The following is a 23,517-nucleotide window of genomic DNA, read 5'->3' as shown; positions in this document are numbered from 1 at the left end:
CTAGGTCAATTGGGCCACACCCCGTCACAATAATGCCGGGTTGAGCTAAAAAGTTTCATAAAAACCAACGCCTTGGCAGAAGGCACAACTTACAGCCTGCCGCGCAGAAGCGGGTTTTGCGCGGCGGTCACCCAATCCGCCGATACGGCTGACGTGGCGCTGGTACAGGCGCTGCGCCGGAGTTCGGCGGGGGCGAACAATTCGACCAGTTTCGGATCATTTGCGGCCGTCAGCAGCACCAGCCGGTTCAGCATGCAGGAGATCGCGGCGCGCCGTGCCGGCACGGTCTCGCTTTGACATGACCAGCCGGAGATCTGCAGGCCGGGTTCGTCGATACGCCTGAAGAAGCCCAGGCAGGAACGCGCGCCGTCGGCGGGGCGGAGCAGCGTGACATGGCCGAATTTGCTGTCGATGACGCCGGCGGCTTCGAGATCGGAGGGGCTTTGAACCCCCATGCGTGCGGCGAGTTCGGCCGTGACAGGGTCCGATTGGCCCATTTCCGCACCGAAGCGATAGATTTCGAGCTCGGCTAGCGGCCATACGCCGGCGGGCCCCCAGCGCAAGACATCCTTGCGGCCGCCTGCGGGATGCCGAAGAACCTCATAAGTCTCTGTTTTGTCGGGCGAATCAATCTGGCTGATGGCAAACGCCGGGTGCGAGCGCGAGGCCGCGCTCCAGCCCGCCTGCGCCGCCGGCCCGGGATCGGCAATGTCGGGCAACCGGTCCCACAGATGGACACCGACGATGGCAAGCAGCGCCAGTGTCCCCACATAGGCAATCAGGCGCGCCAGCATGCCGCAACATTCATCGGCAAAGCTGGTCAGCGCCGGATGTATCCTGTTCGCGTAATATGAGTTGGCAGGGGAAGCCAAAAACGATTGCATCAAACGCCCGGGCACACGGTGTAACGTTGTCTTGTGGGCGTTTCTCGCATAGAAGCGCTGCCTCTTCCCTTTCCGCATCAAGCGGCGGGTGAGCATTTTTCGTCGGAGAGTGAACGATGGGTTACAAAGTCGCGCTGGTCGGAGCGACCGGCAATGTCGGGCGGGAAATGCTCAACATTCTGGACGAACGCAAATTCCCGGCTGACGAGGTGGTGGCGCTGGCCTCACGCCGCAGCATGGGCGTCGAAGTGTCCTATGGCGACCGCACCCTGAAGTGCAAGGCGCTCGAGCATTTCGATTTCTCCGACGTCGATATCTGCCTGATGTCGGCGGGCGGCGCGGTGTCGAAGGAATGGTCGCCGAAGATCGGCGCCGCCGGCGCGGTGGTGATCGACAATTCCTCGGCGTGGCGGATGGATCCGGACGTGCCGCTGATCGTGCCCGAGGTCAACGCGGATGCGGTCGCGGGCTTCACCAAAAAGAACATCATCGCCAACCCGAACTGCTCAACCGCGCAGCTCGTGGTGGCGCTGAAGCCGCTGCACGATCACGCCGTCATCAAGCGCGTCGTGGTCTCGACCTATCAGTCGGTGTCGGGCGCCGGCAAGGACGCCATGGACGAGCTGTTTTCGCAGACCAAGGCGGTCTACACCAACAGCGAATTGATCAACAAGAAATTCCCCAAGCGTATCGCCTTCAATGTGATCCCCGAGATCGACGTGTTCATGGAGGACGGCTACACCAAGGAAGAGTGGAAGATGATGATGGAGACCAAGAAGATTCTTGATCCCAAAATCAAGCTGACCGCGACCTGCGTGCGGGTGCCGGTGTTCGTCGGCCATTCCGAGGCCGTCACCATCGAGTTCGAGAATCCGATCTCGGCCGACGAGGCGCGCGACATCCTGCGCAACGCGCCGGGCTGCCTGGTGATCGACAAGCACGAACCCGGCGGCTACGTCACCCCCTATGAAGCCGCCGGCGAGGACGCCACCTATATCAGCCGCATCCGCACCGATCCCACGGTGGAGAACGGTCTGGTGCTGTGGTGCGTGTCGGACAATCTGCGCAAGGGCGCGGCGCTGAACGCGGTCCAGATCGCCGAATGTCTGATCAACCGCAAGCTGATCAGCGCGAAGAAGTAGGCCGCGTAACGTCTGAATATAGGCGCTGCTTCTTCCTTCTCCCCTTGTGCGAGAAGGTGGCGCGAAGCGCCGGATGAGGGGTTTTTATCCGCGAGCAGTCCGTTCGCTGAGCCAACCCCTCACCCGTCTCGAATGCGCTATGCGCATTCGATCCACCCTCTCGCACAAGGGGAGAGGGAAAAGAGCATTCACTCCGCCGGATCTGTCCCCACGCTGTGAAATTCCTTCGCCTCCTGATCGAGCAGGAACAGCGAGCCTTCGGCGACGCCGAAATAGGCGCCGTGCAGGTTCAACTCGCCCTTGTTCACCAGCGTCTGCACGAACGGAAACGTCATCAGGTTCTCCAGGCTGCGATGGATCGCGGCCTTCTCGATCCGGATGATGAATTCCTGCCTCGATTCGCGCTCGCGCTGCTCGACCACCTCGCCGGGCTTGATGAACATCGCCATCCAGCGGCCGATGAAGTCGCCTGGTGACAGCGGCTCGATATCGTCGATGAAGGCGCGGATGCCGCCGCATTGGGCATGGCCGAGCACCACGATGTGCTTGATGCGCAGCACGTTGACCGCATATTCCAGCGCCGCTGAAACGCCATGGGCGCCGCCATCGGGCTGATAGACCGGCACCAGATTGGCGACGTTGCGCACCACGAACAATTCGCCGGGACCGGCGTCGAAGATCACTTCCGGCGATACCCGGGAATCGCAGCAGCCGATCACCATCACCGCGGGCGACTGGCCGCGCTCGGAAAGTTCGCGGTAGCGCGACTGCTCGGTCGGCAGCCGTTGCGAGGTGAAGGTCCGGTAGCCTTCGATCAGATGTTTCGGGAATGACATGCGGGTTGCTAACCATATGGCGCTGACGGGAACAAGCCTTTCGGAGGCTCTACCGAAATGTTATCGCGGGAAAATCGAAAGTTGAAGGGACCCGGCCATGATCCGTCCGCGCCGCAGCCTGCTGTTCATGCCGGGGTCGAATGCGCGGGCGCTGGAAAAAGCCCGGAATCTCCACGCTGACGGCCTCATCCTCGATCTCGAGGATTCGGTGGCGCCGGACGCCAAGGCGATGGCGCGCGATCAGATCGCCGCCGCCGTCGCCGCCAGGGGGTTCGGCCGGCGCGAGGTGCTGATCCGCGTCAACGCGCTGGATTCGCCGTGGTGGATCGATGACGTCGCGATGGCCGGCAAGGCGCGGCCGGACGGCATTCTGGTGCCGAAGATTTCCAGCGTCGAGGATCTCGCCACCATCGCCGATCGTCTCAGCGCCATCAACGCGGACGTGTCGATCCGGGTCTGGGCCATGATCGAGACGTCGCGCGCGGTGCTGCATGCCGAGCAGCTCGCCGCCGCGGCGCGCGAGGTGCGGCTGGCCGGCTTCGTGTTCGGGCCGAACGATATTTCGCGCGAGACGCGGATCAAGATGCTGCCGGGGCGCGCGGCGATGGTCCCGATGATCACCCACTGCATCCTCGCCACCCGCGCCCACGGTCTCGAAATTCTCGACGGACCCTACAGCGATTTCAGCAATGTCGACGGCTTCGGCCAGGAATGCGCGCAGGGCCGCGATCTCGGTTTCGACGGCAAGACCCTGATCCATCCCGGCCAGATCGAGGCCTGCAATGCGATCTTCACGCCGCCGGCGGAGGAAGTCGCGCACGCCCGCAAGATCATCGCCGCGTTCGAGCGGCCTGAGAACGCCGCGCGCGGCGCGATCTCGCTCGACGGCCAGATGGTGGAGCGGCTGCACGCCGACATGGCCCGGCGCACCATCGCTATATCAGACGCGATCGCGGCGATGGCGCAGCCGTAGCGGGCGTCAGTCCCGCTTCAGGCTCAGGATGTAGTTCACGAGACTGTCGCTCTCATCCGGCCTGAGGATGATATTCGGCATGCTTGGATGGCTGGTTTGAAGGAAAACTCTCAGCGAAAGCGCTGTGGTCGCGTGCCGGTTGGCGATCGCGGTGAAATCCGGCGGGCCACGGCTGGCCCCCGCGGTCGCCGCCTCGATCGAGTGACAATCCCTGCACCAGGCGGCGGCCAGGCGATATCCCGCGCTGTCGGTGGATGCGCCGCTGGCATTGTGCAGCCGGATGAAGAGCAATGCCGCCAGCGCGATCGCGGCGGCCAGCACGATGCGTATCCAGATCGTGCGCGTCATCTTGACTGATCCGCTGCCGTTCGCCGCCAGCCTTACGGCTTCACCGGCTGGTCAAGGCTCTCGATGGTGGGCGCGTTGAGGCAATATCCCTCATAATGCTCGGCCGAAGTGCCGGCGGCGAGATCGCGGTCGCATTGCTTCTTGCTCGCGCACATGGCGCAGACGCGCTCCATATCGCGCAGCACCAGAGGCTCGGTCCGCGCCAGATCGGCTTCATTGATGCCGAGGGCCTTGAGCAGCTTGGGCAATTCGTCCGCGGCATGCGGCCCCCGCCGGACCAGCGTATCGAGTTCGCCGGGAGATACCCGCAGATCGCCGGCGATGCGGTCGAATTCGGTGGTGTCCATCCGGCGGACCTCGCTGAGGTCCCGCCGGTGTCTCAGCCAATCGGAAAACGTATTGATCAGCGCTTCGACGCGGGGAAACGGGTGCTCGTGGGCCGTCATGGGTGCCTCCGCTAGCTGGCAGAATTTCACCCATATGAGCGCAAACCGGGAAAGGGTCGTTGCGGTAGATCAAACAGGCCGGGGGGACGCTTACCCTCCTCGAAGGGGAGGGCGATGCGCTCAAGCCCCAAACCGCTCCACCGCCCATGCATAGAGGCTGCCGGGCAGCGGCGGCTGGCTGCCGCGGCCTTTCGGCGAAATATGCAGCCCTGTTATGTCGGGATCGCTGATCAGGGCCGAAAAATCCGAGGGGTCGAAGAAGCGCGTCGGTTCGGCGTGAACGGCGTAGAACGATTTCTTCGGCAACGCGTAGCCGAGTTCGCCGCTGCGCGCGGCCAGCGCGGTCAGCGCCGCGGGCCCAAAGATCGCGACGCGAATATCGGCGAGCCGGTTCGATTTGCCGCGCAGCTTGCGCAAGCCGAAGATCAGGCGGTGCCGCAGCGCCAGCCAGTCCGGCGTCAATTCGTCCTGCTGCATCAGTTGCTCGAACGCCACGACGATGGCGTCGTTCGGCGGCAGATAGAGCACCGAGTTGCCGAGTTGGCGCGGCCTTTCCCAGGCAAACAACGGCTTCGCGGGATCGATCCCGACCGGCCGCAGCAGCAGCACGTCGGCATCGAGCCACAGCCCGGCGCGCTGCGCCATCAGCCGCATCCGGAAAAAATCCGAGAATTGTAATGTGGTCCAGTCGCGCCAGCTGCCGTCCGGTTGCGGCGGGCGAAGCCTTTCGGAGAAGGCGTGCGGCAGGACCGCTTCGGCCTCGGCGTTGCCGACGCCGTCGGGCAGGCCCGGCAGCGGATCGAAACTGTAGACGGTGACGTTGTGGCCGGCCGCGACCTGCGACCTCAGGCAGGTCTGGCGCAGCCGATCGAGCGGGCCATGCCAGAAGGTGACGACGTCGGGCAGCATTCACGTCACCTTCCGGAGCGCTTTCGAGCGGGTGCTCGCGCGAGCATGTGTGCTCGCGGGAAGATCAGGCCCAGGCGCGCGCGGTTTTGGCCTTTTCCTCATAGGCGTCGATCGAGGCCTTCTTTTCCATGGTGAGGCCGATGTCGTCGAGGCCGTTCATCAGGCAGTGCTTGCGGAACGGGTCGATCTCGAACTTCACCGTGCCGCCGTCGGGGCCGCGGATTTCCTGTTTGGCGAGATCGACGGTCAGCGTCGCATTGGCGCCGCGCTCGGCATCGTCGAACAATTTGTCGAGGTCGTCCTGGGTGACGCGGATCGGCAGAATGCCGTTCTTGAAGCAGTTGTTGTAGAAGATGTCGCCGAACGAGGTCGAGATCACGCAACGGATGCCGAAATCCAGCAGCGCCCATGGCGCGTGCTCGCGGCTCGAACCGCAGCCGAAATTATCGCCGGCGACGAGGATTTTGGCGCTGCGGTAGGCCGGCTTGTTGAGGATGAAATCCGGGTTCTCGCTGCCGTCGTCCTTGTAGCGCTGTTCCGAGAACAGTCCCTTGCCGAGGCCGGTGCGCTTGATGGTCTTCAGGTACTGCTTCGGGATCACCATGTCGGTGTCGACATTGATGATCTTCAGGGGCGCCGCGACGCCTTCCAGCGTGGTGAACTTGTCCATCGGTTGCACTTCTCGGCCAGGGTTTGGGTTCGTCGAATGGTTTATCGCGAATGCGTCAGGCATTAAAGCGAAAATCGCCTGACAAGGCCCTAATCGACCTGCGCCTCGATCGCCTCCATATCATCGTCGGAGAGCCCGAAATGGTGGCCGATCTCGTGAATCAGCACATGGCGGACGATATGGCCCAGCGTCTCCTCATGGTCGGCCCAGTAGTCCAGGATCGGGCGGCGGTAGAGCCAGACCATGTTGGGCAACTGGGCGATGTCGTTATTGCTGCGGAACGGCAGTCCGACGCCCTGAAACAGGCCGAGCAGATCGAATTCGCTTTCCGCCTTCATTTCCTCCAGCACCTCGTCGGTCGGGAAATCGTCGACGCGCAGGATCACGCCCTCGCACAAGGCGCGAAATCCCCTGGGCAGGCGCTCGAAAACCTCATGCGCCATGGCTTCCATCTCGGCCAGCGACGGCGCTCGTGCTGTGGTCCACATTGGGCCTGTTTAACGCGGGTACCCCCAACGTGCCTACCGGTTTTGTGGCTCCGATGAGTTGACCTCGGCGCGGCAATCGGAGACGTTGCGGCCACCAACAGGGTCGAGGCTTGATGATGCGGATTGTGATGGCGGCGGTATCGGCTGCTTTTGTCGGGCTCTTGATGTCCGGGGCGGTCGCGCAGGCGCAAACCGCGCCGCCGGGAATGCGGACGGCGCAGGCAGCTCCGACCGATATGTCGGCACAGCAGCGGCGTCGCGTGATCCGTCGCGTGCTGGTCTATCCGCGGCAGGAGTGGCGGCCGCCGGTCTATCCCCAATACAATCCCGGTCGTAACGCGGTGCGCGACTGCACCGCGACCTATGTGCAGGAATATCGGCCGAGCGGCACCGTAATCACGCCGCGCATGAACTGCTATTGGCGGCCCGGCTAGTCATGAAGAGGTGGATCGGGGCGGCCATCGTTACGACAGCCGTAGCAATAACCCTGGCCGCTGGCGCTCCGATCGCGACAGCTGCTCCGGCGAAACCGGCGATGCAAACGGCGGACGCGGAGCGTGCGACCGACTTCAGCGCGCGGCGTTACCATCGGCGTTATCAGCACCATGGCATCCGGACGTATGACCGGCCCCAGCCCCGTTATTACGCCAGGCCCTATTACTATCGGCCTTATCCTTATTCCGTGCCGGCGCCGTTCACATTTGGTTTCGGCTTCGCGCCGGGGTGGTGGTGATCGCAAGCCGCTAGGGTCGGCAAGTCGCAAGCGTGCCTTTGCCTCGCCTGCGGATTGCGTACGCAGCACGTTCATGGCGCGTTCACGTCGCCAAACATAATCTGATATCGGGAGCGATCAAATGAACGTGCCGAAGGGCAGGCCGCTGCATGGCCGCCCGCGACACCCATTCGGGGAGATCTCACGCATGCTGAATTTTCCAGATCCCAGGCGCGCCATTCGCAGCTTCGGTTTTTCGGTGGCAACCATGCTGCTGCTCGTGACCGCGATGGGCCAGCGCGCCGAGGCCTTGTCGCTGATCAATCCCGGCGCTGCACCGGCCGCGAAACATGCCCTGGACGGACTGACAACGGAAGTCAGGGGTGGCCGCGGTCATGGTGGTGGTTTCCGGGGCGGAGGCGGTGGTGGTTTTCGCGGCGGTGGTTTTCGTGCAGGCCCGGCACTCCATCGTGGCGGCGGCTACCGTTTCGCCGCGCCGGGAATTGTGCGGCATCATCATGTCGGACCGCGGCGCGCCCACTTCCATCATCGCCACCATTTCCGCCCGCGCTACTACGGCTACGCGCCGGTTTACTATCCGCAGCGCCAATATTACCCGCGCAGGTTCTGCAAGGTGGTCTGGACCTATTACGGCCCGCGCAAGATCTGCCGTTATCGCCCGTGGCATCACTTGGGCTACCGGTATTGGTGAGACTCGAACTGTTGGCTGAAATGAGTCAGGCGCCCGCTTGGGTGCCTGACTTGTATCTCCTGCGATGATCTCCGGCTCAATCCCAGTCTTTCCAGTTCCAGGGCTTGAGCTTCCATGGCGTGAACGTCTGCACCCGCCAATGCGCCATCCCGTTCGGCCGGTGCGCGAGCCGCGATTCCTGCTTGGCCTCCGGCGCCACGGCCTGCCGCACGATGCGACGCCGCACCTGGCGCGTCGCCTCGCTGATCAGATCGACGAATACCGGCTTGTCGGCCACAGTCCGCTCTCCTCGCGAAGTCCATCTCCGCAAGGAGCCAGTCTGCTCCCGGTTCTTTAACGAGAGGTTTCAGGGATATGTCAGGGTTGAGGCAAGTGGCGGTTTACCGCCACATCCCGATCACGTGGCGGTTTACCGCCACCCCCTGATCAAGCGGCGCTTTACCGCCATTCCCTGATATCGACAAAATGCCCGGCGATCGCCGCCGCCGCCGCCATCGCCGGCGACACCAGATGGGTCCGGCCCTTGAATCCCTGACGGCCCTCGAAATTGCGATTCGAGGTCGAGGCGCAGCGCTCTTCGGGCGAGAGCTTGTCGGGGTTCATGGCCAGACACATCGAGCAGCCCGGCTCGCGCCATTCGAAGCCGGCCTTGATGAAGATCTTGTCGAGGCCTTCGGCTTCCGCCTGCTCCTTCACGATTCCGGAGCCCGGCACGATCATGGCGCTGAGATTGGCGTTCACGGTCTTGCCGTCCACGACTTTCGCCGCCGCGCGAAGATCCTCGATCCGGCCGTTGGTGCAGGAACCGATGAAGATGCGGTCGAGCTTGATGTCGGTGATTTTGGTGCCGGCGGTCAGGCCCATATATTTCAGCGCGCGATGCTTTGACAGCCGCTTGGCTTCGTCGGCGATCTGGTCCGGGTCCGGCACGAAGCCGGATATCGACACCACGTCCTCGGGCGAGGTGCCCCAGGTCACGATCGGCGGCAGCTTGGCCGCATCGAGCCGGATCTGGTGATCGAAATGCGTGCCCTCGTCGCTGCGCAGCGTGTCCCAGTAGCGCATCGCGGCGTCCCAGGCTTCGCCCTTCGGCGACATCGGGCGGCCCTTCAGATATTCGAACGCCTTTTCATCCGGCGCGATCAGGCCGGCGCGGGCGCCGCCCTCGATCGACATGTTGCAGACCGTCATGCGGCCTTCCATCGACAGCGCGCGGATCGCGTCGCCGGTATACTCCAGCACATAGCCGGTGCCGCCGGCGGTGCCGATCTCGCCGATGATAGCCAGGATGATGTCCTTGCCGGTGACGCCGTCGGGCAGGACGCCGTCGACGACGGCGCGCATGTTCTTGGCCTTCTTCTGGATCAGGGTTTGCGTCGCCAGCACGTGCTCGACCTCGGAGGTGCCGATGCCGTGCGCCAGCGCGCCGAACGCGCCATGCGTCGAGGTGTGGCTGTCGCCGCAGACGATGGTGGTGCCGGGCAGCGTAAAGCCCTGCTCGGGGCCGATGACGTGCACGATACCCTGGCGCTTGTCGTGCTCGTTGTAATAGGTGATTCCGAATTCCCTGGCGTTGTCGGCCATCACCTTCATCTGCTCGATGCTCTCCGGATCCGGATTGGGTTTCGAGCGGTCGGTGGTCGGGATGTTGTGATCGACCACGGCCAGCGTCTTCTCGGGCGCGTGAACCTTGCGGCCGGTGCTGCGCAGGCCTTCAAAAGCCTGCGGCGAGGTGACCTCGTGAACCAGATGGCGGTCGATATACAGCAGGCAGGTGCCGTCGTCGGCCTCGTGAACCAGATGGTCGTCCCAGATCTTGTCGTACAGCGTGGTCGGTTTGGACATGAGCGTCAGCTCCAAAGGAAAATTCAGGTGAGCAGGTGAGCGCGGCTACGCGCAATCAAACGAACATCAGAGCGCGCGTTTAAAGTTCCGACGTCGCGGAGGTCGTGAACCGTCCGAAGAAGCGGCCAGGCAGGCGCGAGCGATCGTCGATCACGATCCGTGCGGCGAGGCGGCATAGGAAGCTGGTCTGATCTGGAGCCATGTTAAATTTCTAGCACGGCGCCGGGCATCGCGACAATGAATCGATGAGGCGGCGGAAGGCCTGGATCGGCATGCCGCAACAAAAAAGCGCGGGGGCCAACCCCCGCGCTTTTCGTCACATCTCCATGCAGGGGAATGACCTGGATTACTTCGCGGCGGCGACCTTCGGGGCCTTCTCGGGGCGCTCGGTCTTCTTCTCGACGATGCGGGCCGACTTGCCGCGCAGGTTGCGCAGGTAATACAGCTTGGCGCGACGCACCTTGCCGCGGCGCACCACGGTGATCGAGTCGATCATCGGCGACATCACGGGGAACACGCGCTCGACGCCTTCGCCGTAGGAAATCTTGCGAACGGTGAAGCTCTCGTTGAGCCCGCCGCCGGAGCGGCCGATGCAGACGCCTTCATAGGCCTGCACGCGCGAGCGGTCGCCTTCGACCACCTTGACGTTGACGATCACGGTGTCGCCGGGCCCGAATTCCGGAATGACCTTGCTGGCGGAAAGCCGGTCGAACTGCTCTTTTTCGAGCTCTTGAATGAGGTTCATCTTGAAAATCTCCATCGGCGGCGCGCCCCAGCCTGCAAGGGCGCGGGCTGCGCGAACGTCCATCTATCCTGCCATTGCGCGGATTTGGCGCTCCTATACGGCAAAGGCCGGGCCTTGTCACCCGTCCGTCGTGTTTTTTGGGCGCGTTTGGCCAATCCCTGTCGGGGCCAGTCTGGCGGCCCACAAATCCGGCCGCCGCGCCCTGGTCAGGGCCTCGGCTTCGGCCCGCCGCCACGCCGCCACCTTGGCATGGTCGCCGGACGTCAGGATTTCCGGGATCGGCCGGCCCTCGAACTCCTGCGGGCGGGTATATTGCGGGTATTCCAGCAGGAAATCGGAAAAACTCTCGTCCTCGCCGGAGGCGAGCTTGCCCATCACGCCGGGCAGCAGCCGGACACAGGCGTCGATCAGCGCCAAAGCGGCGATTTCGCCGCCCGACAGCACGTAATCCCCGATTGAAACCTCCTCGAGCCGGCGGGCCTCGATCACCCGCTGGTCGATGCCCTCGAACCGGCCGCAGACGATCAGCGGCCCGGGCCCGGCAGCCAGTTCCACGACCCGCGACTGGGTCAATGGCCGACCCCGCGGGCTCATCAGCAGCTTTGGCCGATCCGGGGTGATATCGGCGGCGTCGATGGCGTCCGCCAGCACGTCGGCGCGCAGCACCATGCCGGGCCCGCCGCCGGCCGGGGTGTCGTCGACGCTGCGGTGGCGGTCGGTGGCCGAGGCCCGGATGTCCCGCGCCTCCAGCGCCCACAACCCTGACGCCAGCGCCTTGCCCGCCAGGCTGACGCCGAGCGGACCCGGGAACATGTCCGGAAACAGCGTAAGCACGGTGGCGCGCCAAGGTCTGTGAGTGATGGCCATGTCAGTCCCGATAAACTCTTCGTCGTCCCGGCCAAGCGAAGCGCGAGCCGGGACCCATAACCACAATTGTCAGTGTTGTCCCAAGCTGCCGCACCATCCGATGTTACGACAAACCACGGTGGCTATGGGTCCCCGCTTTTGCGGGGACGACGTTCCGAGGGGCTGGTGTCTGGCTCGTCGCCGATAATCTCACCGGGCAGTTCGATCACCACGCGTCCGCCGGCGAGGTCCACCGTCGGCACGATGGCATTGGTGAACGGCAGCAGCATGGTTGGGCCGCTGGGCGGCGCGATTTCGATGATGTCGCCGGCGCCGAAATTATGGATCGCGGCGACGCGGCCGAGCGGCTCGCCCGCGGATGTCACCGCAGCAAGCCCGATCAGGTCGGCGTGGTAATATTCATTCTCGTCGGGTGCAGGCAGTTTTTCGCGCGCGATGTAGAGTTCGATGCCGTTGAGCCGTTCGGCATCCTCGCGGGTGGCGATGCCTTTCAGCGTCGCCACCAGATGGCCCTTGGCCTCGCGGGCGGTCGCGATCTCGAACGATCGCGCGCCGTCTTTCGTCACGAGCGGTCCGTAACCCTGCACCGCAAACGGGTCTTCCGTAAAAGTCCACAGTTTCACCGCGCCCCGCACGCCGTGCGGAGCGCCGATGCGGGCGATGCAGATGTGTGCCGGCATCGCCACGCGTGGTCGCGCTTACTTCTTGGCTGCGGCGGCGGCTGCAGCGGCGGCCGACTTGGCCGCGGAGGCAGCAGCAGCGGAGGCGGTCGCGGCGGCTTCGGCGTTGGCCTTGCGCTCCTTGCGCGGCAGCGCCTTTTCCGGGTTGTTGCGCGCGGCGCGCTTGACCACGCCGGCGGCATCGAGGAAGCGCGACACGCGGTCCGACGGCTGCGCGCCCTTGGCGAGCCAGCTCTTGACCTTGTCCATGTCGAGCTTCAGCCGGGTCTCGTTGTCCTTCGGCAGCAGCGGATTGAAATGGCCGAGACGCTCGATGAAACGGCCATCGCGCGGAAAGCGCGAGTCGGCGACGACGACGTGATAGACCGGACGCTTCTTGGTGCCCGCGCGGGCGAGGCGGATAACGACTGACATGGAGTTCTCCTTCGGGGGTCTGTTTATGTTGAGTGGATTGATCGCGATTATTTCTTCTTGCCGAGGCCGGGAAAGCCGCCGAGACCCGGCAGGGTCGGCTTGCCGCTGAGGCCCGTGAGCCCCGGCAAATTCGGCAGGCCTGCGCGCAGGCCGGCGGGTAGATCCTTCGGCAGCGCGGGCATGCCGCCGGCGCCGCCCGGCATTTTTTCCGCCAGCGCTTTCATCTGCTCGGGCGATGGCATGCCGCCGCCGCCAAAACCCATGGCCTGCGCGATGCCGGCCATCGGGCCGCGCTTGCCCTGGCCCATGGCCTTCATCATGTCGGCCATGTTCCGGTGCATCTTGAGGAGCTTGTTGACTTCCTCGACCTTGAGGCCGGCACCCGCGGCGATGCGCTTCTTGCGGCTGGCCTTCAGGATGTCGGGGTTCTTGCGCTCCTGCCGGGTCATCGAATCGATCACCGCGACCTGGCGCTTGAGGATCTTGTCGTCGATTCCGGCGTTGGCGATCTGGTTCTTCATCTTGGCGATGCCGGGCATCATGCCCATCAGGCCCGAGATGCCGCCCATATTCGCCATCTGCAGCAATTGCTCGCGCATGTCCGACAGGTCGAACTGGCCCTTGCGCATCCGCTCGGCGGTGCGCGCGGCTTTTTCCGCGTCGATGTTGGCGGCGGCCTTCTCGACCAGCGACACCACGTCGCCCATGCCGAGAATGCGACCGGCGATCCGATTGGGGTGAAAATCTTCCAGCGCATCGGTCTTTTCGCCGGTGCCGATCAACTTGATCGGTTTGCCGGTGACCGCGCGCATCGACAGCGCGGCGCCGCCGCGGCCGTCGCCGTCGACCCGCGTCAGCACGATGCCGGTGAGGCCGACGCGCTCGTCGAACGAACGCGCGAGGTTGACCGCGTCCTGGCCGGTCAGCGAATCCGCGACCAGCAGCACTTCATGCGGGTTGGCGGCGGATTTGATCTCGGCCGCCTCAGACATCATTTCTTCGTCGAGCGTGGTGCGGCCGGCGGTGTCGAGCAGCACCACGTCGTAGCCGCCGAGCTTGGCGGCGTCCAGCGCCCGCCTGGCAATTTGCGCGGGCTTCTGGCCGGCCACGATCGGCAGGGTCTGGATATCGAGATCGCGCCCGAGCACCGCGAGCTGCTCCATCGCTGCCGGGCGGTAGATGTCGAGCGAGGCCATCAGCACCCTGCGCTTGTCGCGCTGGGTCAGGCGTCGCGCCAGTTTCGCGGTGGTGGTGGTCTTGCCGGAGCCCTGCAGGCCGACCATCATGATGGCGACCGGCGGCACGGCGTTGAGGTCGATGGTCTGGCCCTCGGAGCCGAGCGTGGCGACGAGTTCGTCATGGACGATCTTCACCACCATCTGGCCGGGGGTGACCGACTTGACCACGGTGGCGCCGATCGCCTGCTCGCGGACGCGATCGATGAAGCCGCGGACCACGTCGAGCGAGACGTCGGCTTCGAGCAGCGCGCGGCGCACCTCGCGCATCGCGGCATCGACATCGGCTTCCGACAGCGCCCCGCGCCCCGTCAGCCGATCGAGAATGCCACCCAGTTTTTCCGACAGATTGTCGAACATCAGCGCAAGTCCAAGAACGGCCTTTCGGAGAAAGGCCTATACCAAAACAATTTTGCGCCCGAGGGCGCATCGCGCTGTCGGGCGTTGACCTCCGGCCTCCAGGGCCGGGCGGCGGGTCGAAAAGAACGTCTTTCCGAGGATTGCGGCGGTTAAACCCCCATGAGCCCGGAAAGTCAAGAAAAGCCCGACCAAAATGGCGGTTTCGTGAACCCCGATCAAGCGCCACCCCCTTGCCGATACACGCATTTTGGGGCCAATCGGGACCATGAAGCTTACCCGCCGCCGATTTCTCACGGTTTTGGCCGGCACCGCCGCTGCGATCGGCGTGCCGTCAGTCTGGATGTCCCGCATGAAAATCTACGATGGTCCCGTCTCCGACCATTTCGACGGGACGCAATTCTTCGATCCCGACGGCGTGCCGCCGAAATCGCTTGCCGAGGTGCTGCGCTGGCAGTTCGGCGGTGACCGGCAGCGCGCGAAATGGCCGGAATGGGCGCCGAACTCATATGCCGATACCCCGCCGCCGCGCGTCAACGGCGACAAGGTCCGCCTGTCGTTCGTCGGCCACGCCAGCTGGCTGATCCAGACCTCGGGTCTGAACATCCTGATCGATCCGGTGTGGTCGATGCGCGTCTCGCCGGTGAGTTTTGCCGGGCCGAAGCGGCACAACGATCCCGGCATCGCGTTCGACGCGCTGCCGCCGATCGATGTCGTGCTGGTGTCGCATGGCCATTACGATCATCTCGATCTCGCGACGCTGTCGAAACTCGCTGCGAAATTTGCCCCCCGCGTGATTACGCCGCTCGGCAATGATCTCACCATGCGCAGCGCCGACGCCGCCATCAAGGCGGAGGCGTTCGACTGGCACGACCGCGTCGAACTCGGCGGCGGCACCGCGGCAACGCTGGTGCCGACCCGGCACTGGACGGCGCGCGGCCTGTTCGATCGCAACAAGGCGCTGTGGGCCAGTTTTGTGATCGAGACGCCGGCGGGCAAGATCTACGTCGTCTGCGATTCCGGCTATGGCGACGGCGCGCATTTCCGAAAGGTCGCCGCGAAGCATGGTCCGCTGCGGTTGGCGATCCTCCCGATCGGCGCCTATGAGCCGCGCTGGTTCATGAAGGACCAGCACATGAACCCGGCCGACGCCGTCAAGGCGCTGGCCGATTGCGGCGCCGAGCAGGCGCTGGCGAATCACCACGGCACCTTCCAGCTCACCGACGAAGCGATCGACGCGCCGGTTACCGCGTTGCATGCCGCACTCGACGAAACCAGCGTTCCGCGCGAGCGCTTTGTCGCGCTCAAGCCAGGGCAGGTGGTGGAGGTTTAGAAAACCCGTCGTCCCGGCCAAGCAAGCAACGCGAGCGCTGAGCCGGGCCCCATAGCCACCGACTCAATCAAAATGCAGGCTTTGGCTACAGCACGTTACCGAGAAATCACGCGGTATGGGTTCCTGCTTTCGCAGGAACGACGCGTTACTCCTTCGCCTTGATCGCCCAGGACACGCTCACCGTCACCGACAACGTCTCTTCGCCCTGCGCCACCGGCGCAGATGCCGCCATGCCGGCGGACATTTTGCGATAGGGCATCGGCGGCGCGCTGCCATCTTCGGAAATGCTGAGCGGCGCGCCGAGCGCCACACCGGCGGCCCTGGCATAGATCTCGGCCTTGCGGCGGGCGTCCGCGACGGCCTTGTCGCGGGCCTCGTCGAGCAGCTTGGAGGCCTGCGACACCATGAAATTGATGCCGCCGATCTCGTTGGCGCCGGCGCCCACCAGCGTATCGATCACATTGGCGACCTTGGTCACGTCGCGCACCCGGATGGTGACGCGGTTACTGGCGCGGTAGCCGGCGATGGCGGAGGGGCCGGTGCGGTTGGGCGCGCTTTGCGGCTGCAGCGACAGTCGCGAGGTCTGCACGTCCTTTTGGTCGATGCCGGCGGCCTTCAGCGCCAGCATCACCTTGCCCATCGCATTGTTGTTGGCGTCGGACGCCTCGCGCGCGGTCTTTGCTTCCGAGGTGACGCCGCCGTCGACCAGCGCCAGATCGGGCGGCACTGACACGCTCGCCTCCCCGGTGACGGAAATCGCCGCGGGTGGAACGGTCTGCGCCGGCGCGGGCGTTGCAAACAGCGTGATGGCGGTGATAGCGCCGGCGAGAACCGTGCGATGCTTCATAGGGATCACATGGGCCTCACTTCAGCGGCACGTAGACGTTGATCACCAGCTTGTCCTCGGCGGTCTTCAGGGGATCGGTGATGTATTCCTCGATGAAGGTGTCCTTGGCCTCCAGCTTCTTCTCGTCGAGGTGGTTGGTGATCGCCTCGTAGGTATTGTCCATATTGTCGTAGGAGCCGCGATGGACGAATTTCAGCGCCTTGCCGTCGGGCGATTTGCCGATGCTCATATCCTTGGGCAGGTTTTTTGGATCCTGATCGACCGGGATTTGCGCAAGGAAGGTGAAGCCGGCATCGTCGGTCGAGGTATAGACGATGATCGAATTGCCTGAGGCCTTGATGCCCTGCTTGTCGAGCAGCGCGGTCAGCGCCTTGAACGATTCGATCAGGGTCTCGAACGCCGAATCCCAGTTGGCGGTGCCCTTCTTGATCACGACCTTTTTGGGCTCCAGCGTGATCTGTTCGCCGAACGGGTCGGCGGTCTGGACCGGCGCCGGGGCCGGGGGGACGGCCGGGGTCTGAGCCGCCGCCGGCGGCGTCGCGGGAGGGGCCGAAGGGCTCGCCACCGGCGCAGGAGTTTCGGACGGTGTCGGGCCTGGCGTGCCTGACGGAGCGGGCGCCGGCGTCGCCGGACTGCTTGCCGCGGATGGCGCCGTCGGGCTTGCCGCGGGTGCCGGCGATTGCGCCAGCGCGGCGCTACTCCAGGCCAACGCCGCGAGCGGGATAAGCGCGATGCGAAAAGAGCTCAAGAAATTCATTCGGATGGTCCCCATAGGCCGTGCAGACTGGCGTTTCGCAGGCCTCGCCCAGATTCAGGCCGACAAAACGCAACGGTAGAATGTTAGCACGCGAGGCGTGATTTCGTCCCATGACAGATACGTCATGCGCGCCCCCGCCGGGCGCGGGCGTCCGACACAGATCTGCCGCACTGGCCAATCCGCCCCTGTTCGCCATATAAGACAGGCATAAATGACGGAAATTCGATGAGCGCGCTCGCCAACCACGCATTCGCCAAGATGAACGGCATCGGCAACGAAATCGTCGTGGTCGACCTGCGCGATGCGCCCGCCGCCGTCACGCCGGAGGACGCGCGCGCGGTCGCCTCGCCCGCCGGCGTGCACTATGACCAGCTGATGGTGCTGCAGCCGCCGCGCCTGGCCGGCACCGAGGCCTTCATCCGGATCTACAACAATGACGGTTCCGAATCCGCCGCCTGCGGCAACGGCATGCGCTGCGTGGTGCGAAGGCTGTTCGAAAAGACCGGTCAGACCGCCGTCACCTTCGAGACCCGGGCCGGCCTGTTGAATTGCTGGCAGGGGCCGTCCCCGGAACTCTACACCGTGGACATGGGCGCGCCAAAATTCGGCTGGAAGGATATTCCGCTGGCGGAAGAGTTTCGCGACACCCGCTACATCGAATTGCAGGTCGGGCCGATCGATGCGCCGATCCTGCATTCGCCATCGGTGGTCTCGATGGGCAATCCGCACGCGATCTTCTGGGTCGACGACGTCAACGCCTATGATCTCGTCCGTTTCGGACCGCTACTGGAAAACCACCCGATCTTTCCCGAGCGCGCCAATATCACGCTGGCGCATATCGTCGATCGCGATCACATCACGATCCGCACCTGGGAGCGCGGCGCGGGGCTGACAAAAGCCTGCGGCTCGGCGGCCTGCGCCACCGCGGTGGCCGCGGCGCGGCTGAAGCGAACCAACCGCATCGTCCAGATCGCGCTGCCCGGCGGCGAGCTTGCGATCGAATGGCGCGAGGGCGACGATCATGTGCTGATGACGGGCACGGCGACGTTCGAATATGAGAGCCAGTTCGATCCCGCTTTGTTCGCCGACGTCGCCTGACCATGGGCGTCGACATCGTCACCTTCGGCTGCCGTCTCAACGCGTTCGAATCCGAGGTGATTCTGCGCGAGGCCGAGCGGGCCGGGCTCACCGACACCATCGTCATCAACAGCTGTGCGGTCACCAACGAGGCCGTGGCCCAGGCGCGGCAATCGATCCGGCGGCTGAAGCGCGAGCGGCCGGAGGCGCGCATCGTCGTCACCGGTTGCGCGGCGCAGACGCAAGCCGCGATGTTCGCCGACATGGCCGAAGTCGATCGCGTCGTCGGCAATGACGACAAGATGCAGGGGCAGGCCTGGCACGACGCGCGCGCCGCGTTCGATGCGGCGCCGGCATTCGGCATCGACGCCAGCGAAAAGATTGCGGTCGCCGACATCATGGCCGTCACCGCGATGGCGCCGCATCTGCTGGAAGGCTTTGCAAGCGGCCTGCCGCGGGTGTTCGTGCAGGTGCAGAACGGCTGCGACCATCGCTGCACCTTCTGCATTATCCCCTATGGCCGCGGCAATTCACGCTCGGTGCCGATGGGGGCGGTGGTCGACCATGTCCGCGCTTTGACCGAACGCGGCCATGCCGAGATCGTGCTGACCGGGGTCGACCTCACCAGCTATGGCGCGGACTTGCCGGGCACGCCAAAACTGGGCGCGCTCACCAAACAGATCCTGCGGCATGTGCCGGAGCTGAAGCGGTTGCGGATTTCGTCGATCGATTCGATCGAGGTCGACCGCGACCTGCTCGACGTCATCGCGGACGACGAGCGGTTGATGCCGCATCTGCATCTGTCGCTGCAGTCCGGCGACGATTTGATCCTGAAGCGGATGAAGCGGCGGCATTCCCGCGCCGATGCAATTGATTTTTGCGCGCAAGTGCGTCGGCTGCGGCCGGACATCGCGCTCGGCGCCGACATCATCGCGGGCTTTCCGACCGAGTCCGAGGAGATGTTTGCGCGCTCGCAAGATCTGGTGGAGGAATGCGGCCTCACCTTCCTGCACGTGTTTCCCTATTCGCCGCGACCGGGCACCCCGGCAGCGCGGATGCCGCAGGTCAATGGCAACGCGATCAAGGCGCGCGCGAAGCGGTTGCGGGCGACTGGCGCGGCCGCGCTGCGGCAGCGGCTGGCGTCGGAAGCGGGCTCCGTGCGTCAGGTGCTGATCGAAAGCCTGACGCAGGGCCGCACCGAACATTTCCTGCCGGTGGCGATTGCGGGCGAGGCGCCCGGCGCGGTGCGGGCGTTGACAATGAGCGGGCATGACGGCGCGCGACTCTTCCCTTCTCCCCTTGTGGGAGAAGGTGGCGCGGACGCAGTCCGTGCCGGATGAGGGGGTCTCTCCGCAGGCATTGTGCCGGCTGAATCAACCCCTCACCCAAGCGAGGTTGTGGCTGATACCTGAGATGCCCTCTCCCACATGGGGAGAGGGCGATGCGACTGGCGCCGCTACTCCCCATTCCACCCGCACATCTTGAGCCGCTCATGCAAATGCGCCGGCGCCGGCGCGACCACGCGCACCGGGTCCTTGTTCCTGGAAATCGGGATCACGATCTCGCGGGAATGCAGATGCAGGGTCGGCTCGCCGAAACGCGGGCCGCTGCCGTAGATATTGTCACCGAAGATCGGCCAGCCCGATGCCGAGGTGTGGACCCGCAATTGATGGGTGCGGCCGGTGACCGGTTCGAGCGCGAGCCAGCTCAGGCCGCCGCCGCGCCCCAGCACCTTCCAGTTGGTGACCGCCGTCTGGCCTTCGGGGTCGGGCTTCTGCCACCAGCCGCGTTCGGCGTTGAGGCGGCCGAGCGGCATGTCGATGGTGCCTTCTTCTTCGGCAGGGCCACCCTCGACCACAGCCCAATAGGTCTTTGCAATCTTGCCGTGCTTGAACAACAGGCCGAGCGAGGCGGTGGCCTTGCGGTGGCGTCCCAGTACGAGACAGCCCGAGGTGTCCCGATCGAGCCGGTGGGCCAGCACCGGCGGCCGCGGCAGGCCGAAGCGCAACGCATCGAACGAGGTTTCCAGGTTGGCGCCGCCCTTGGGGCCGCGATGCACCGGAAGCCCAGCCGGCTTGTCGATCACCAGCATCAGCCCGTCGCGGTGGAGCACGCGGGACTGGATTTCTTCCGCGGTCAATTCGGGAACCGGGATCGTTCGGTCGAGACTTTCGCTCATGGCGCGAAACCGCTAACACACCGCTGACATGAACGACACTCCGGAAAAGACAAAACTGAGCTGGTGGCGGCGGCTGTCCAGCGGGCTGAAGCGCACCTCGAGCTCGCTTGGGACCGCGGTCGCCGATCTCGTGACAAAACGCAAGCTCGACCGCGCCATGCTCGAGGACATCGAGGACGTGCTGCTGCGCGCCGATCTCGGCACCGAGGTGGCGGCACGGATTTCGGCCGCGGTCGGCCACGGCCGATACGACAAGACGATCTCGGCGGACGACGTGAAAGCGGTGGTCGCGACCGAAGTGGAAAAAGTTCTCGCGGCGGTGGCCAAGCCGCTGGTGATCGATGCGGCGCAAAAGCCGTTCGTCATTCTGGTGGTCGGGGTCAACGGGTCCGGCAAGACCACCACCATCGGCAAGCTTGCCGCCAAGCTGGCTGCCGAAGGCCGCAAGGTGATGCTGGCCGCCGGCGACACTTTTCGCGCCGCCGCAATCGAGCAATTGAAGATCTGGGGCGAGCGCACCAAATCGCCTGTGATCGCGGCTGCGCAGGGCTCGGATTCCGCCAGCCTCGCCTTCAACGCCCTCACGGAAGCGCGCGAGCAACAGCGCGACGTGCTGCTGATCGATACCGCCGGCCGGCTGCAGAACAAGGCCGAGCTGATGAACGAGCTCGAAAAGGTGGTTCGCGTCATCAAAAAGGTCGACGCTTCGGCGCCGCATGCCGTGCTGCTGGTGCTGGATGCCACGGTGGGACAAAATGCGCTGTCGCAGGTCGAGGCGTTTCATCGTACCGCAGGTGTCACGGGTCTGGTCATGACCAAACTCGACGGCACCGCGCGGGGCGGCATCCTGGTGGCGCTGGCCGAAAAGCACAAACTGCCGGTGCATTTTATTGGTGTCGGCGAGGGTATCGACGACCTCGCGCCGTTCACCGCACGCGATTTCGCCCAGGCGATCGCCGGGATTGAAGGTTAGTATGGACAAAGCCACGCCGCATCCGCTGTTCAAGCTCGCGACCGAACTCGGGCCGCTGATGATCTTCTTCATCGCCAACGCCAAGTTCAACCTGTTCATCGCCACCGGCGCGTTCATGGTGGCGGTGACCGCGGCGATGATCGCGTCCTATGTGGTGACGCGGCACGTTCCGATGATGGCGATCGTGACCGCCATCGTCGTCATCGTGTTCGGCACCCTGACGCTGGTGCTGCACGACGAGACCTTCATCAAGATGAAACCGACGATCGTCTATTCGCTGTTCGCGGCGGTCCTCGGCGGCGGGCTGCTGTTCGGCCGCTCCTTCATCGCCATCATGTTCGACCAGATGTTCAATCTCACGCCGCAGGGCTGGCGCGTCCTGACGCTGCGCTGGGCGCTGTTCTTTTTCGCGATGGCGATCCTGAACGAAATCATCTGGCGTACCCAGAGCACCGATTTCTGGGTCGGCTTCAAGGTGTTCGGCATGGTGCCGCTGACGATGGCGTTTGCGATCGCGCAGATGCCGCTGATCAAGCGCTATCATCTTGAGCCGGCATCGCTGGAAGCCAGCGAAGCCGAAGCGGGCGATGTGACGAAGGGGTGAGGTCTCGCGCCGTTCTGCTCCCTCGCCCCGCTCTTGCGGGGAGAGGGCTGGGGTGAGGGGCTGTCTCCGTGCATTCAGACTCGCGGAGAGTCCCCTCACCCGAAGCCTTCGGCTTCGACCTCTCCCCGCAAGCGGGGAGAGGTAAGAAAGATCAGCTCTTCTGCTTGGCGACGATCTTGTCCTTGATGCCGTCATAGGTCTTCTCGGGCACGATCTTGTTCTTCACCAGATCGTCCTTGCCCTTGTAGGGACGGCCCTTGATGATCGCCGCCGAATAGGCCTTGCCGACTCCCGGGAGCGCGTCGAGCTGTTCGGCGGTTGCGGAATTGATGTCGAGCAGTTCGACCTTGGGAGCCGGCGCCATTTTCGATTCGGTGGCCGGGGCCTTCGCGGGAGCGGCCGGAGCCATCTTACTGTCGGATTTGGCGGCAGGTTGGGTGGCTTGGGCCAAAACCGGCGTAGCCGTCAGCAAGCCAAGGGTGAGTGCAGTTGCAGCAAGTGAAGCAAGCGTGAAATGACGCATGTGGGTGCCCTCCAAGGACGGTTTAAGTAACGCCATCAAGCTAGCTTCGAATTCGTGGCGGCGCCATGGCCGCCAAATGAACGGCAGATAAAAGTGGAAATATATTTGCGGGTGTTTCTCTTGGTCATTCCGGGTTCATCGGTGCGCGATGCCCTCAGACGCGCCAATCGGCGCGTCGGGGAATGACGACTACGTGGTCACTTCAACGCTTTCTCGATCTCTACCTTGAGCACGGTTTCGAAATTCGCCTTCGTCACCGGGCCGACCATCTTGTAGAGAATCGTGCCCTCCCGCCCGACCACGAAAGTCTCGGGCACACCGTAGACGCCCCATTCGATCGAGCCGCGGCCGTTGCCGTCGACGCCGACGAAGCTGAACGGATTGCCGTAGCGGCCGAGGAAGCGCCGCGCATTATCGGGCGCATCCTTGTAATTGATGCCGACGAGCTGCAGCCGCTTGTCCTTGCCGAGTTCGGTCAGCAGCGGCGCCTCGTCATGGCAGGGCACGCACCAGGACGCCCACACATTGACGACGCTGACCTTGCCCTTGAACACGGCGGGATCGAGCCCGGGGACCTGGACGCCGTCCTGCACCAGGCCCTGCAGCGGCGGCAGGGCGGTCTGCGGCGCCGGCCGGCCGATCAGGGCGGAGGGGAGTTTCGCGGGATCGCCGCCATACAGCCGCAGCAGGAACAGGCCGGCCACCGCCATGAAGCCGACCAGCGGCAGCGCCACCACCCAGCGCCGGCTGCGCGGCGGCGCGCCCGGGATCGAGGATTTGCCCATCAGACGTCCGCCGCGCCGCGGCCGGAGCGCCGGACCACGCCGCTGGCTTCGAGCTCGCGCAGCCGCGCCTTCTGGCGGCGATAATCGATCGCGATCCAGACGATCAGCAGCAGCACCACGGCCGATGCCAGCGCGTAGGACGTCACGATGAAGGAGGCGTGGGGACCGAGCGACAT

General features: G+C 64.6%; 29 protein-coding genes. 9 read left to right on the top strand and 20 right to left on the bottom strand.

Going from position 1 to position 23,517, the window contains the following annotated elements; translation table 11 throughout:
• Positions 1 to 89: 89 nt before the first annotated feature.
• Positions 90 to 794, bottom strand: a complete 705-nt coding sequence (locus Q8N40_RS11420; protein ID WP_371135675.1) for a hypothetical protein — start codon at positions 792 to 794, stop codon at positions 90 to 92.
• A 206-nt stretch (positions 795 to 1,000) separates the two neighbouring features.
• On the opposite strand from Q8N40_RS11420, the gene Q8N40_RS11415 reads away from it, so the two are divergent.
• Positions 1,001 to 2,026, top strand: a complete 1,026-nt coding sequence (locus tag Q8N40_RS11415; RefSeq protein ID WP_305711887.1) for an aspartate-semialdehyde dehydrogenase — start codon at positions 1,001 to 1,003, stop codon at positions 2,024 to 2,026.
• Positions 2,027 to 2,214: 188 nt separating this feature from the next.
• On the opposite strand, the gene Q8N40_RS11410 is transcribed toward Q8N40_RS11415, so the two are convergent.
• Positions 2,215 to 2,862 carry a carbonic anhydrase gene (locus Q8N40_RS11410; RefSeq protein WP_305711886.1) on the bottom strand — a complete coding sequence of 216 codons (648 nt, stop codon included), beginning with the start codon at positions 2,860 to 2,862 and terminating at the stop codon, positions 2,215 to 2,217.
• A 97-nt stretch (positions 2,863 to 2,959) separates the two neighbouring features.
• Between Q8N40_RS11410 and Q8N40_RS11405 the strand changes: the two genes are divergently transcribed.
• Positions 2,960 to 3,835 (top strand): CoA ester lyase, encoded by an 876-nt coding sequence (locus Q8N40_RS11405; protein WP_305711885.1) that lies wholly within the window; start codon positions 2,960 to 2,962, stop codon positions 3,833 to 3,835.
• A gap of 6 nt (positions 3,836 to 3,841) precedes the next feature.
• On the opposite strand, the gene Q8N40_RS11400 is transcribed toward Q8N40_RS11405, so the two are convergent.
• The 5 genes from Q8N40_RS11400 to Q8N40_RS11380 form a co-directional block, all read right to left on the bottom strand.
• Positions 3,842 to 4,183 carry a cytochrome c gene (locus tag Q8N40_RS11400; protein ID WP_305711884.1) on the bottom strand — a complete coding sequence of 114 codons (342 nt, stop codon included), beginning with the start codon at positions 4,181 to 4,183 and terminating at the stop codon, positions 3,842 to 3,844.
• 32 nt (positions 4,184 to 4,215) lie between these two features.
• Positions 4,216 to 4,629 carry a hypothetical protein gene (locus Q8N40_RS11395; RefSeq protein WP_305711883.1) on the bottom strand — a complete coding sequence of 138 codons (414 nt, stop codon included), beginning with the start codon at positions 4,627 to 4,629 and terminating at the stop codon, positions 4,216 to 4,218.
• 120 nt (positions 4,630 to 4,749) lie between these two features.
• Positions 4,750 to 5,538, bottom strand: a complete 789-nt coding sequence (locus tag Q8N40_RS11390) for a hypothetical protein (protein WP_305319191.1) — start codon at positions 5,536 to 5,538, stop codon at positions 4,750 to 4,752.
• A 64-nt stretch (positions 5,539 to 5,602) separates the two neighbouring features.
• Positions 5,603 to 6,208, bottom strand: coding sequence for a 3-isopropylmalate dehydratase small subunit (gene leuD / locus Q8N40_RS11385; protein ID WP_305711882.1), 606 nt, complete (start codon positions 6,206 to 6,208; stop codon positions 5,603 to 5,605).
• An 89-nt stretch (positions 6,209 to 6,297) separates the two neighbouring features.
• On the bottom strand, positions 6,298 to 6,696 hold the full coding sequence (locus Q8N40_RS11380; RefSeq protein ID WP_305319189.1) for a metallopeptidase family protein: 399 nt from the start codon (positions 6,694 to 6,696) through the stop codon (positions 6,298 to 6,300).
• A 113-nt stretch (positions 6,697 to 6,809) separates the two neighbouring features.
• On the opposite strand from Q8N40_RS11380, the gene Q8N40_RS11375 reads away from it, so the two are divergent.
• Positions 6,810 to 7,130, top strand: coding sequence for a hypothetical protein (locus tag Q8N40_RS11375; RefSeq protein ID WP_305711881.1), 321 nt, complete (start codon positions 6,810 to 6,812; stop codon positions 7,128 to 7,130).
• Between the two features lie 420 nt (positions 7,131 to 7,550).
• Positions 7,551 to 8,120: a hypothetical protein gene (locus tag Q8N40_RS11365; protein ID WP_371135673.1), complete on the top strand. Its 570-nt coding sequence runs from the start codon at positions 7,551 to 7,553 to the stop codon at positions 8,118 to 8,120.
• A gap of 76 nt (positions 8,121 to 8,196) precedes the next feature.
• Here the strand turns inward: Q8N40_RS11365 and Q8N40_RS11360 are convergent, their stop codons facing one another.
• The 7 genes from Q8N40_RS11360 to ffh form a co-directional block, all read right to left on the bottom strand.
• Positions 8,197 to 8,397, bottom strand: a complete 201-nt coding sequence (locus Q8N40_RS11360; RefSeq protein WP_305319186.1) for a hypothetical protein — start codon at positions 8,395 to 8,397, stop codon at positions 8,197 to 8,199.
• 161 nt (positions 8,398 to 8,558) lie between these two features.
• Positions 8,559 to 9,965 (bottom strand): 3-isopropylmalate dehydratase large subunit, encoded by a 1,407-nt coding sequence (gene leuC, locus Q8N40_RS11355; protein WP_305711880.1) that lies wholly within the window; start codon positions 9,963 to 9,965, stop codon positions 8,559 to 8,561.
• A 346-nt stretch (positions 9,966 to 10,311) separates the two neighbouring features.
• The gene (rplS, locus tag Q8N40_RS11350) at positions 10,312 to 10,710 is read right to left on the bottom strand and encodes a 50S ribosomal protein L19 (protein ID WP_305318073.1); all 399 of its coding nucleotides are present in this window, start codon (positions 10,708 to 10,710) and stop codon (positions 10,312 to 10,314) included.
• A 117-nt stretch (positions 10,711 to 10,827) separates the two neighbouring features.
• The gene (gene trmD, locus Q8N40_RS11345; protein ID WP_305711879.1) at positions 10,828 to 11,577 is read right to left on the bottom strand and encodes a tRNA (guanosine(37)-N1)-methyltransferase TrmD; all 750 of its coding nucleotides are present in this window, start codon (positions 11,575 to 11,577) and stop codon (positions 10,828 to 10,830) included.
• A 122-nt stretch (positions 11,578 to 11,699) separates the two neighbouring features.
• Complete coding sequence (rimM, locus tag Q8N40_RS11340; protein WP_305318071.1) at positions 11,700 to 12,257, bottom strand: ribosome maturation factor RimM; 558 nt, start codon at positions 12,255 to 12,257, stop codon at positions 11,700 to 11,702.
• A gap of 18 nt (positions 12,258 to 12,275) precedes the next feature.
• Positions 12,276 to 12,671 carry a 30S ribosomal protein S16 gene (gene rpsP / locus Q8N40_RS11335; protein ID WP_305318072.1) on the bottom strand — a complete coding sequence of 132 codons (396 nt, stop codon included), beginning with the start codon at positions 12,669 to 12,671 and terminating at the stop codon, positions 12,276 to 12,278.
• A 47-nt stretch (positions 12,672 to 12,718) separates the two neighbouring features.
• Entirely contained in the window at positions 12,719 to 14,266 is a 1,548-nt protein-coding gene (gene ffh, locus Q8N40_RS11330) for a signal recognition particle protein (protein WP_305711878.1), read from the bottom strand.
• A gap of 265 nt (positions 14,267 to 14,531) precedes the next feature.
• Here ffh and Q8N40_RS11325 point away from each other — a divergent pair, with 265 nt between their 5' ends.
• Positions 14,532 to 15,596: an MBL fold metallo-hydrolase gene (locus tag Q8N40_RS11325; RefSeq protein WP_305711877.1), complete on the top strand. Its 1,065-nt coding sequence runs from the start codon at positions 14,532 to 14,534 to the stop codon at positions 15,594 to 15,596.
• Positions 15,597 to 15,741: 145 nt separating this feature from the next.
• Here Q8N40_RS11325 and Q8N40_RS11320 read toward each other — a convergent pair whose 3' ends face one another.
• Together Q8N40_RS11320 and Q8N40_RS11315 are read right to left on the bottom strand one after the other, a co-directional pair.
• Positions 15,742 to 16,443 carry an SIMPL domain-containing protein gene (locus Q8N40_RS11320; RefSeq protein ID WP_305711876.1) on the bottom strand — a complete coding sequence of 234 codons (702 nt, stop codon included), beginning with the start codon at positions 16,441 to 16,443 and terminating at the stop codon, positions 15,742 to 15,744.
• A 16-nt stretch (positions 16,444 to 16,459) separates the two neighbouring features.
• Positions 16,460 to 17,200 carry a GyrI-like domain-containing protein gene (locus Q8N40_RS11315; RefSeq protein WP_305711875.1) on the bottom strand — a complete coding sequence of 247 codons (741 nt, stop codon included), beginning with the start codon at positions 17,198 to 17,200 and terminating at the stop codon, positions 16,460 to 16,462.
• A gap of 225 nt (positions 17,201 to 17,425) precedes the next feature.
• On the opposite strand from Q8N40_RS11315, the gene dapF reads away from it, so the two are divergent.
• Positions 17,426 to 18,298 (top strand): diaminopimelate epimerase, encoded by an 873-nt coding sequence (gene dapF, locus Q8N40_RS11310; RefSeq protein WP_305711874.1) that lies wholly within the window; start codon positions 17,426 to 17,428, stop codon positions 18,296 to 18,298.
• A gap of 2 nt (positions 18,299 to 18,300) precedes the next feature.
• The gene (gene mtaB, locus Q8N40_RS11305; RefSeq protein ID WP_305711873.1) at positions 18,301 to 19,617 is read left to right on the top strand and encodes a tRNA (N(6)-L-threonylcarbamoyladenosine(37)-C(2))-methylthiotransferase MtaB; all 1,317 of its coding nucleotides are present in this window, start codon (positions 18,301 to 18,303) and stop codon (positions 19,615 to 19,617) included.
• Positions 19,618 to 19,733: 116 nt separating this feature from the next.
• On the opposite strand, the gene Q8N40_RS11300 is transcribed toward mtaB, so the two are convergent.
• Positions 19,734 to 20,456: an RluA family pseudouridine synthase gene (locus Q8N40_RS11300; protein WP_305320976.1), complete on the bottom strand. Its 723-nt coding sequence runs from the start codon at positions 20,454 to 20,456 to the stop codon at positions 19,734 to 19,736.
• A gap of 28 nt (positions 20,457 to 20,484) precedes the next feature.
• On the opposite strand from Q8N40_RS11300, the gene ftsY reads away from it, so the two are divergent.
• Together ftsY and Q8N40_RS11290 are read left to right on the top strand one after the other, a co-directional pair.
• Entirely contained in the window at positions 20,485 to 21,429 is a 945-nt protein-coding gene (ftsY, locus tag Q8N40_RS11295) for a signal recognition particle-docking protein FtsY (RefSeq protein WP_305711872.1), read from the top strand.
• Position 21,430: 1 nt separating this feature from the next.
• Positions 21,431 to 22,033 (top strand): septation protein A, encoded by a 603-nt coding sequence (locus Q8N40_RS11290; protein WP_305711871.1) that lies wholly within the window; start codon positions 21,431 to 21,433, stop codon positions 22,031 to 22,033.
• Between the two features lie 151 nt (positions 22,034 to 22,184).
• Here the strand turns inward: Q8N40_RS11290 and Q8N40_RS11285 are convergent, their stop codons facing one another.
• The 3 genes from Q8N40_RS11285 to ccmD form a co-directional block, all read right to left on the bottom strand.
• Complete coding sequence (locus tag Q8N40_RS11285) at positions 22,185 to 22,556, bottom strand: helix-hairpin-helix domain-containing protein (RefSeq protein WP_305321384.1); 372 nt, start codon at positions 22,554 to 22,556, stop codon at positions 22,185 to 22,187.
• A gap of 197 nt (positions 22,557 to 22,753) precedes the next feature.
• The gene (locus Q8N40_RS11280; protein ID WP_305711870.1) at positions 22,754 to 23,341 is read right to left on the bottom strand and encodes a DsbE family thiol:disulfide interchange protein; all 588 of its coding nucleotides are present in this window, start codon (positions 23,339 to 23,341) and stop codon (positions 22,754 to 22,756) included.
• The gene (gene ccmD, locus Q8N40_RS11275; protein ID WP_305711903.1) at positions 23,341 to 23,517 is read right to left on the bottom strand and encodes a heme exporter protein CcmD; all 177 of its coding nucleotides are present in this window, start codon (positions 23,515 to 23,517) and stop codon (positions 23,341 to 23,343) included. The genes Q8N40_RS11280 and ccmD overlap by 1 nt, the downstream gene beginning before the upstream one ends.

Origin of the sequence: Bradyrhizobium sp. (assembly GCF_030693485.1) — a bacterium.
GTDB lineage: Bacteria > Pseudomonadota > Alphaproteobacteria > Rhizobiales > Xanthobacteraceae > Bradyrhizobium.
The sequence above is the reverse complement of the archived record's forward strand: the minus strand, read 5'-3'. Positions and strand labels throughout refer to the sequence as shown.

Excerpts from the sequence above, each read along its gene's own strand:
- Q8N40_RS11420 (WP_371135675.1), bottom strand. The coding sequence starts at position 794 with ATGCTGGCGCGCCTGATTGCCTATGTGGGGACACTGGCGCTGCTTGCC.
- Q8N40_RS11415 (WP_305711887.1), top strand. The coding sequence starts at position 1,001 with ATGGGTTACAAAGTCGCGCTGGTCGGAGCGACCGGCAATGTCGGGCGG.
- Q8N40_RS11410 (WP_305711886.1), bottom strand. The coding sequence starts at position 2,862 with ATGTCATTCCCGAAACATCTGATCGAAGGCTACCGGACCTTCACCTCG.
- Q8N40_RS11405 (WP_305711885.1), top strand. The coding sequence starts at position 2,960 with ATGATCCGTCCGCGCCGCAGCCTGCTGTTCATGCCGGGGTCGAATGCG.
- Q8N40_RS11400 (WP_305711884.1), bottom strand. The coding sequence starts at position 4,183 with ATGACGCGCACGATCTGGATACGCATCGTGCTGGCCGCCGCGATCGCG.
- Q8N40_RS11395 (WP_305711883.1), bottom strand. The coding sequence starts at position 4,629 with ATGACGGCCCACGAGCACCCGTTTCCCCGCGTCGAAGCGCTGATCAAT.
- Q8N40_RS11390 (WP_305319191.1), bottom strand. The coding sequence starts at position 5,538 with ATGCTGCCCGACGTCGTCACCTTCTGGCATGGCCCGCTCGATCGGCTG.
- leuD (WP_305711882.1), bottom strand. The coding sequence starts at position 6,208 with ATGGACAAGTTCACCACGCTGGAAGGCGTCGCGGCGCCCCTGAAGATC.
- Q8N40_RS11380 (WP_305319189.1), bottom strand. The coding sequence starts at position 6,696 with ATGTGGACCACAGCACGAGCGCCGTCGCTGGCCGAGATGGAAGCCATG.
- Q8N40_RS11375 (WP_305711881.1), top strand. The coding sequence starts at position 6,810 with ATGATGCGGATTGTGATGGCGGCGGTATCGGCTGCTTTTGTCGGGCTC.
- Q8N40_RS11365 (WP_371135673.1), top strand. The coding sequence starts at position 7,551 with ATGAACGTGCCGAAGGGCAGGCCGCTGCATGGCCGCCCGCGACACCCA.
- leuC (WP_305711880.1), bottom strand. The coding sequence starts at position 9,965 with ATGTCCAAACCGACCACGCTGTACGACAAGATCTGGGACGACCATCTG.
- rplS (WP_305318073.1), bottom strand. The coding sequence starts at position 10,710 with ATGAACCTCATTCAAGAGCTCGAAAAAGAGCAGTTCGACCGGCTTTCC.
- trmD (WP_305711879.1), bottom strand. The coding sequence starts at position 11,577 with ATGGCCATCACTCACAGACCTTGGCGCGCCACCGTGCTTACGCTGTTT.
- rimM (WP_305318071.1), bottom strand. The coding sequence starts at position 12,257 with ATGCCGGCACACATCTGCATCGCCCGCATCGGCGCTCCGCACGGCGTG.
- rpsP (WP_305318072.1), bottom strand. The coding sequence starts at position 12,671 with ATGTCAGTCGTTATCCGCCTCGCCCGCGCGGGCACCAAGAAGCGTCCG.
- ffh (WP_305711878.1), bottom strand. The coding sequence starts at position 14,266 with ATGTTCGACAATCTGTCGGAAAAACTGGGTGGCATTCTCGATCGGCTG.
- Q8N40_RS11325 (WP_305711877.1), top strand. The coding sequence starts at position 14,532 with ATGAAGCTTACCCGCCGCCGATTTCTCACGGTTTTGGCCGGCACCGCC.
- Q8N40_RS11320 (WP_305711876.1), bottom strand. The coding sequence starts at position 16,443 with ATGAAGCATCGCACGGTTCTCGCCGGCGCTATCACCGCCATCACGCTG.
- Q8N40_RS11315 (WP_305711875.1), bottom strand. The coding sequence starts at position 17,200 with ATGAATTTCTTGAGCTCTTTTCGCATCGCGCTTATCCCGCTCGCGGCG.
- dapF (WP_305711874.1), top strand. The coding sequence starts at position 17,426 with ATGAGCGCGCTCGCCAACCACGCATTCGCCAAGATGAACGGCATCGGC.
- mtaB (WP_305711873.1), top strand. The coding sequence starts at position 18,301 with ATGGGCGTCGACATCGTCACCTTCGGCTGCCGTCTCAACGCGTTCGAA.
- Q8N40_RS11300 (WP_305320976.1), bottom strand. The coding sequence starts at position 20,456 with ATGAGCGAAAGTCTCGACCGAACGATCCCGGTTCCCGAATTGACCGCG.
- ftsY (WP_305711872.1), top strand. The coding sequence starts at position 20,485 with ATGAACGACACTCCGGAAAAGACAAAACTGAGCTGGTGGCGGCGGCTG.
- Q8N40_RS11290 (WP_305711871.1), top strand. The coding sequence starts at position 21,431 with ATGGACAAAGCCACGCCGCATCCGCTGTTCAAGCTCGCGACCGAACTC.
- Q8N40_RS11285 (WP_305321384.1), bottom strand. The coding sequence starts at position 22,556 with ATGCGTCATTTCACGCTTGCTTCACTTGCTGCAACTGCACTCACCCTT.
- Q8N40_RS11280 (WP_305711870.1), bottom strand. The coding sequence starts at position 23,341 with ATGGGCAAATCCTCGATCCCGGGCGCGCCGCCGCGCAGCCGGCGCTGG.
- ccmD (WP_305711903.1), bottom strand. The coding sequence starts at position 23,517 with ATGTCGCTCGGTCCCCACGCCTCCTTCATCGTGACGTCCTACGCGCTG.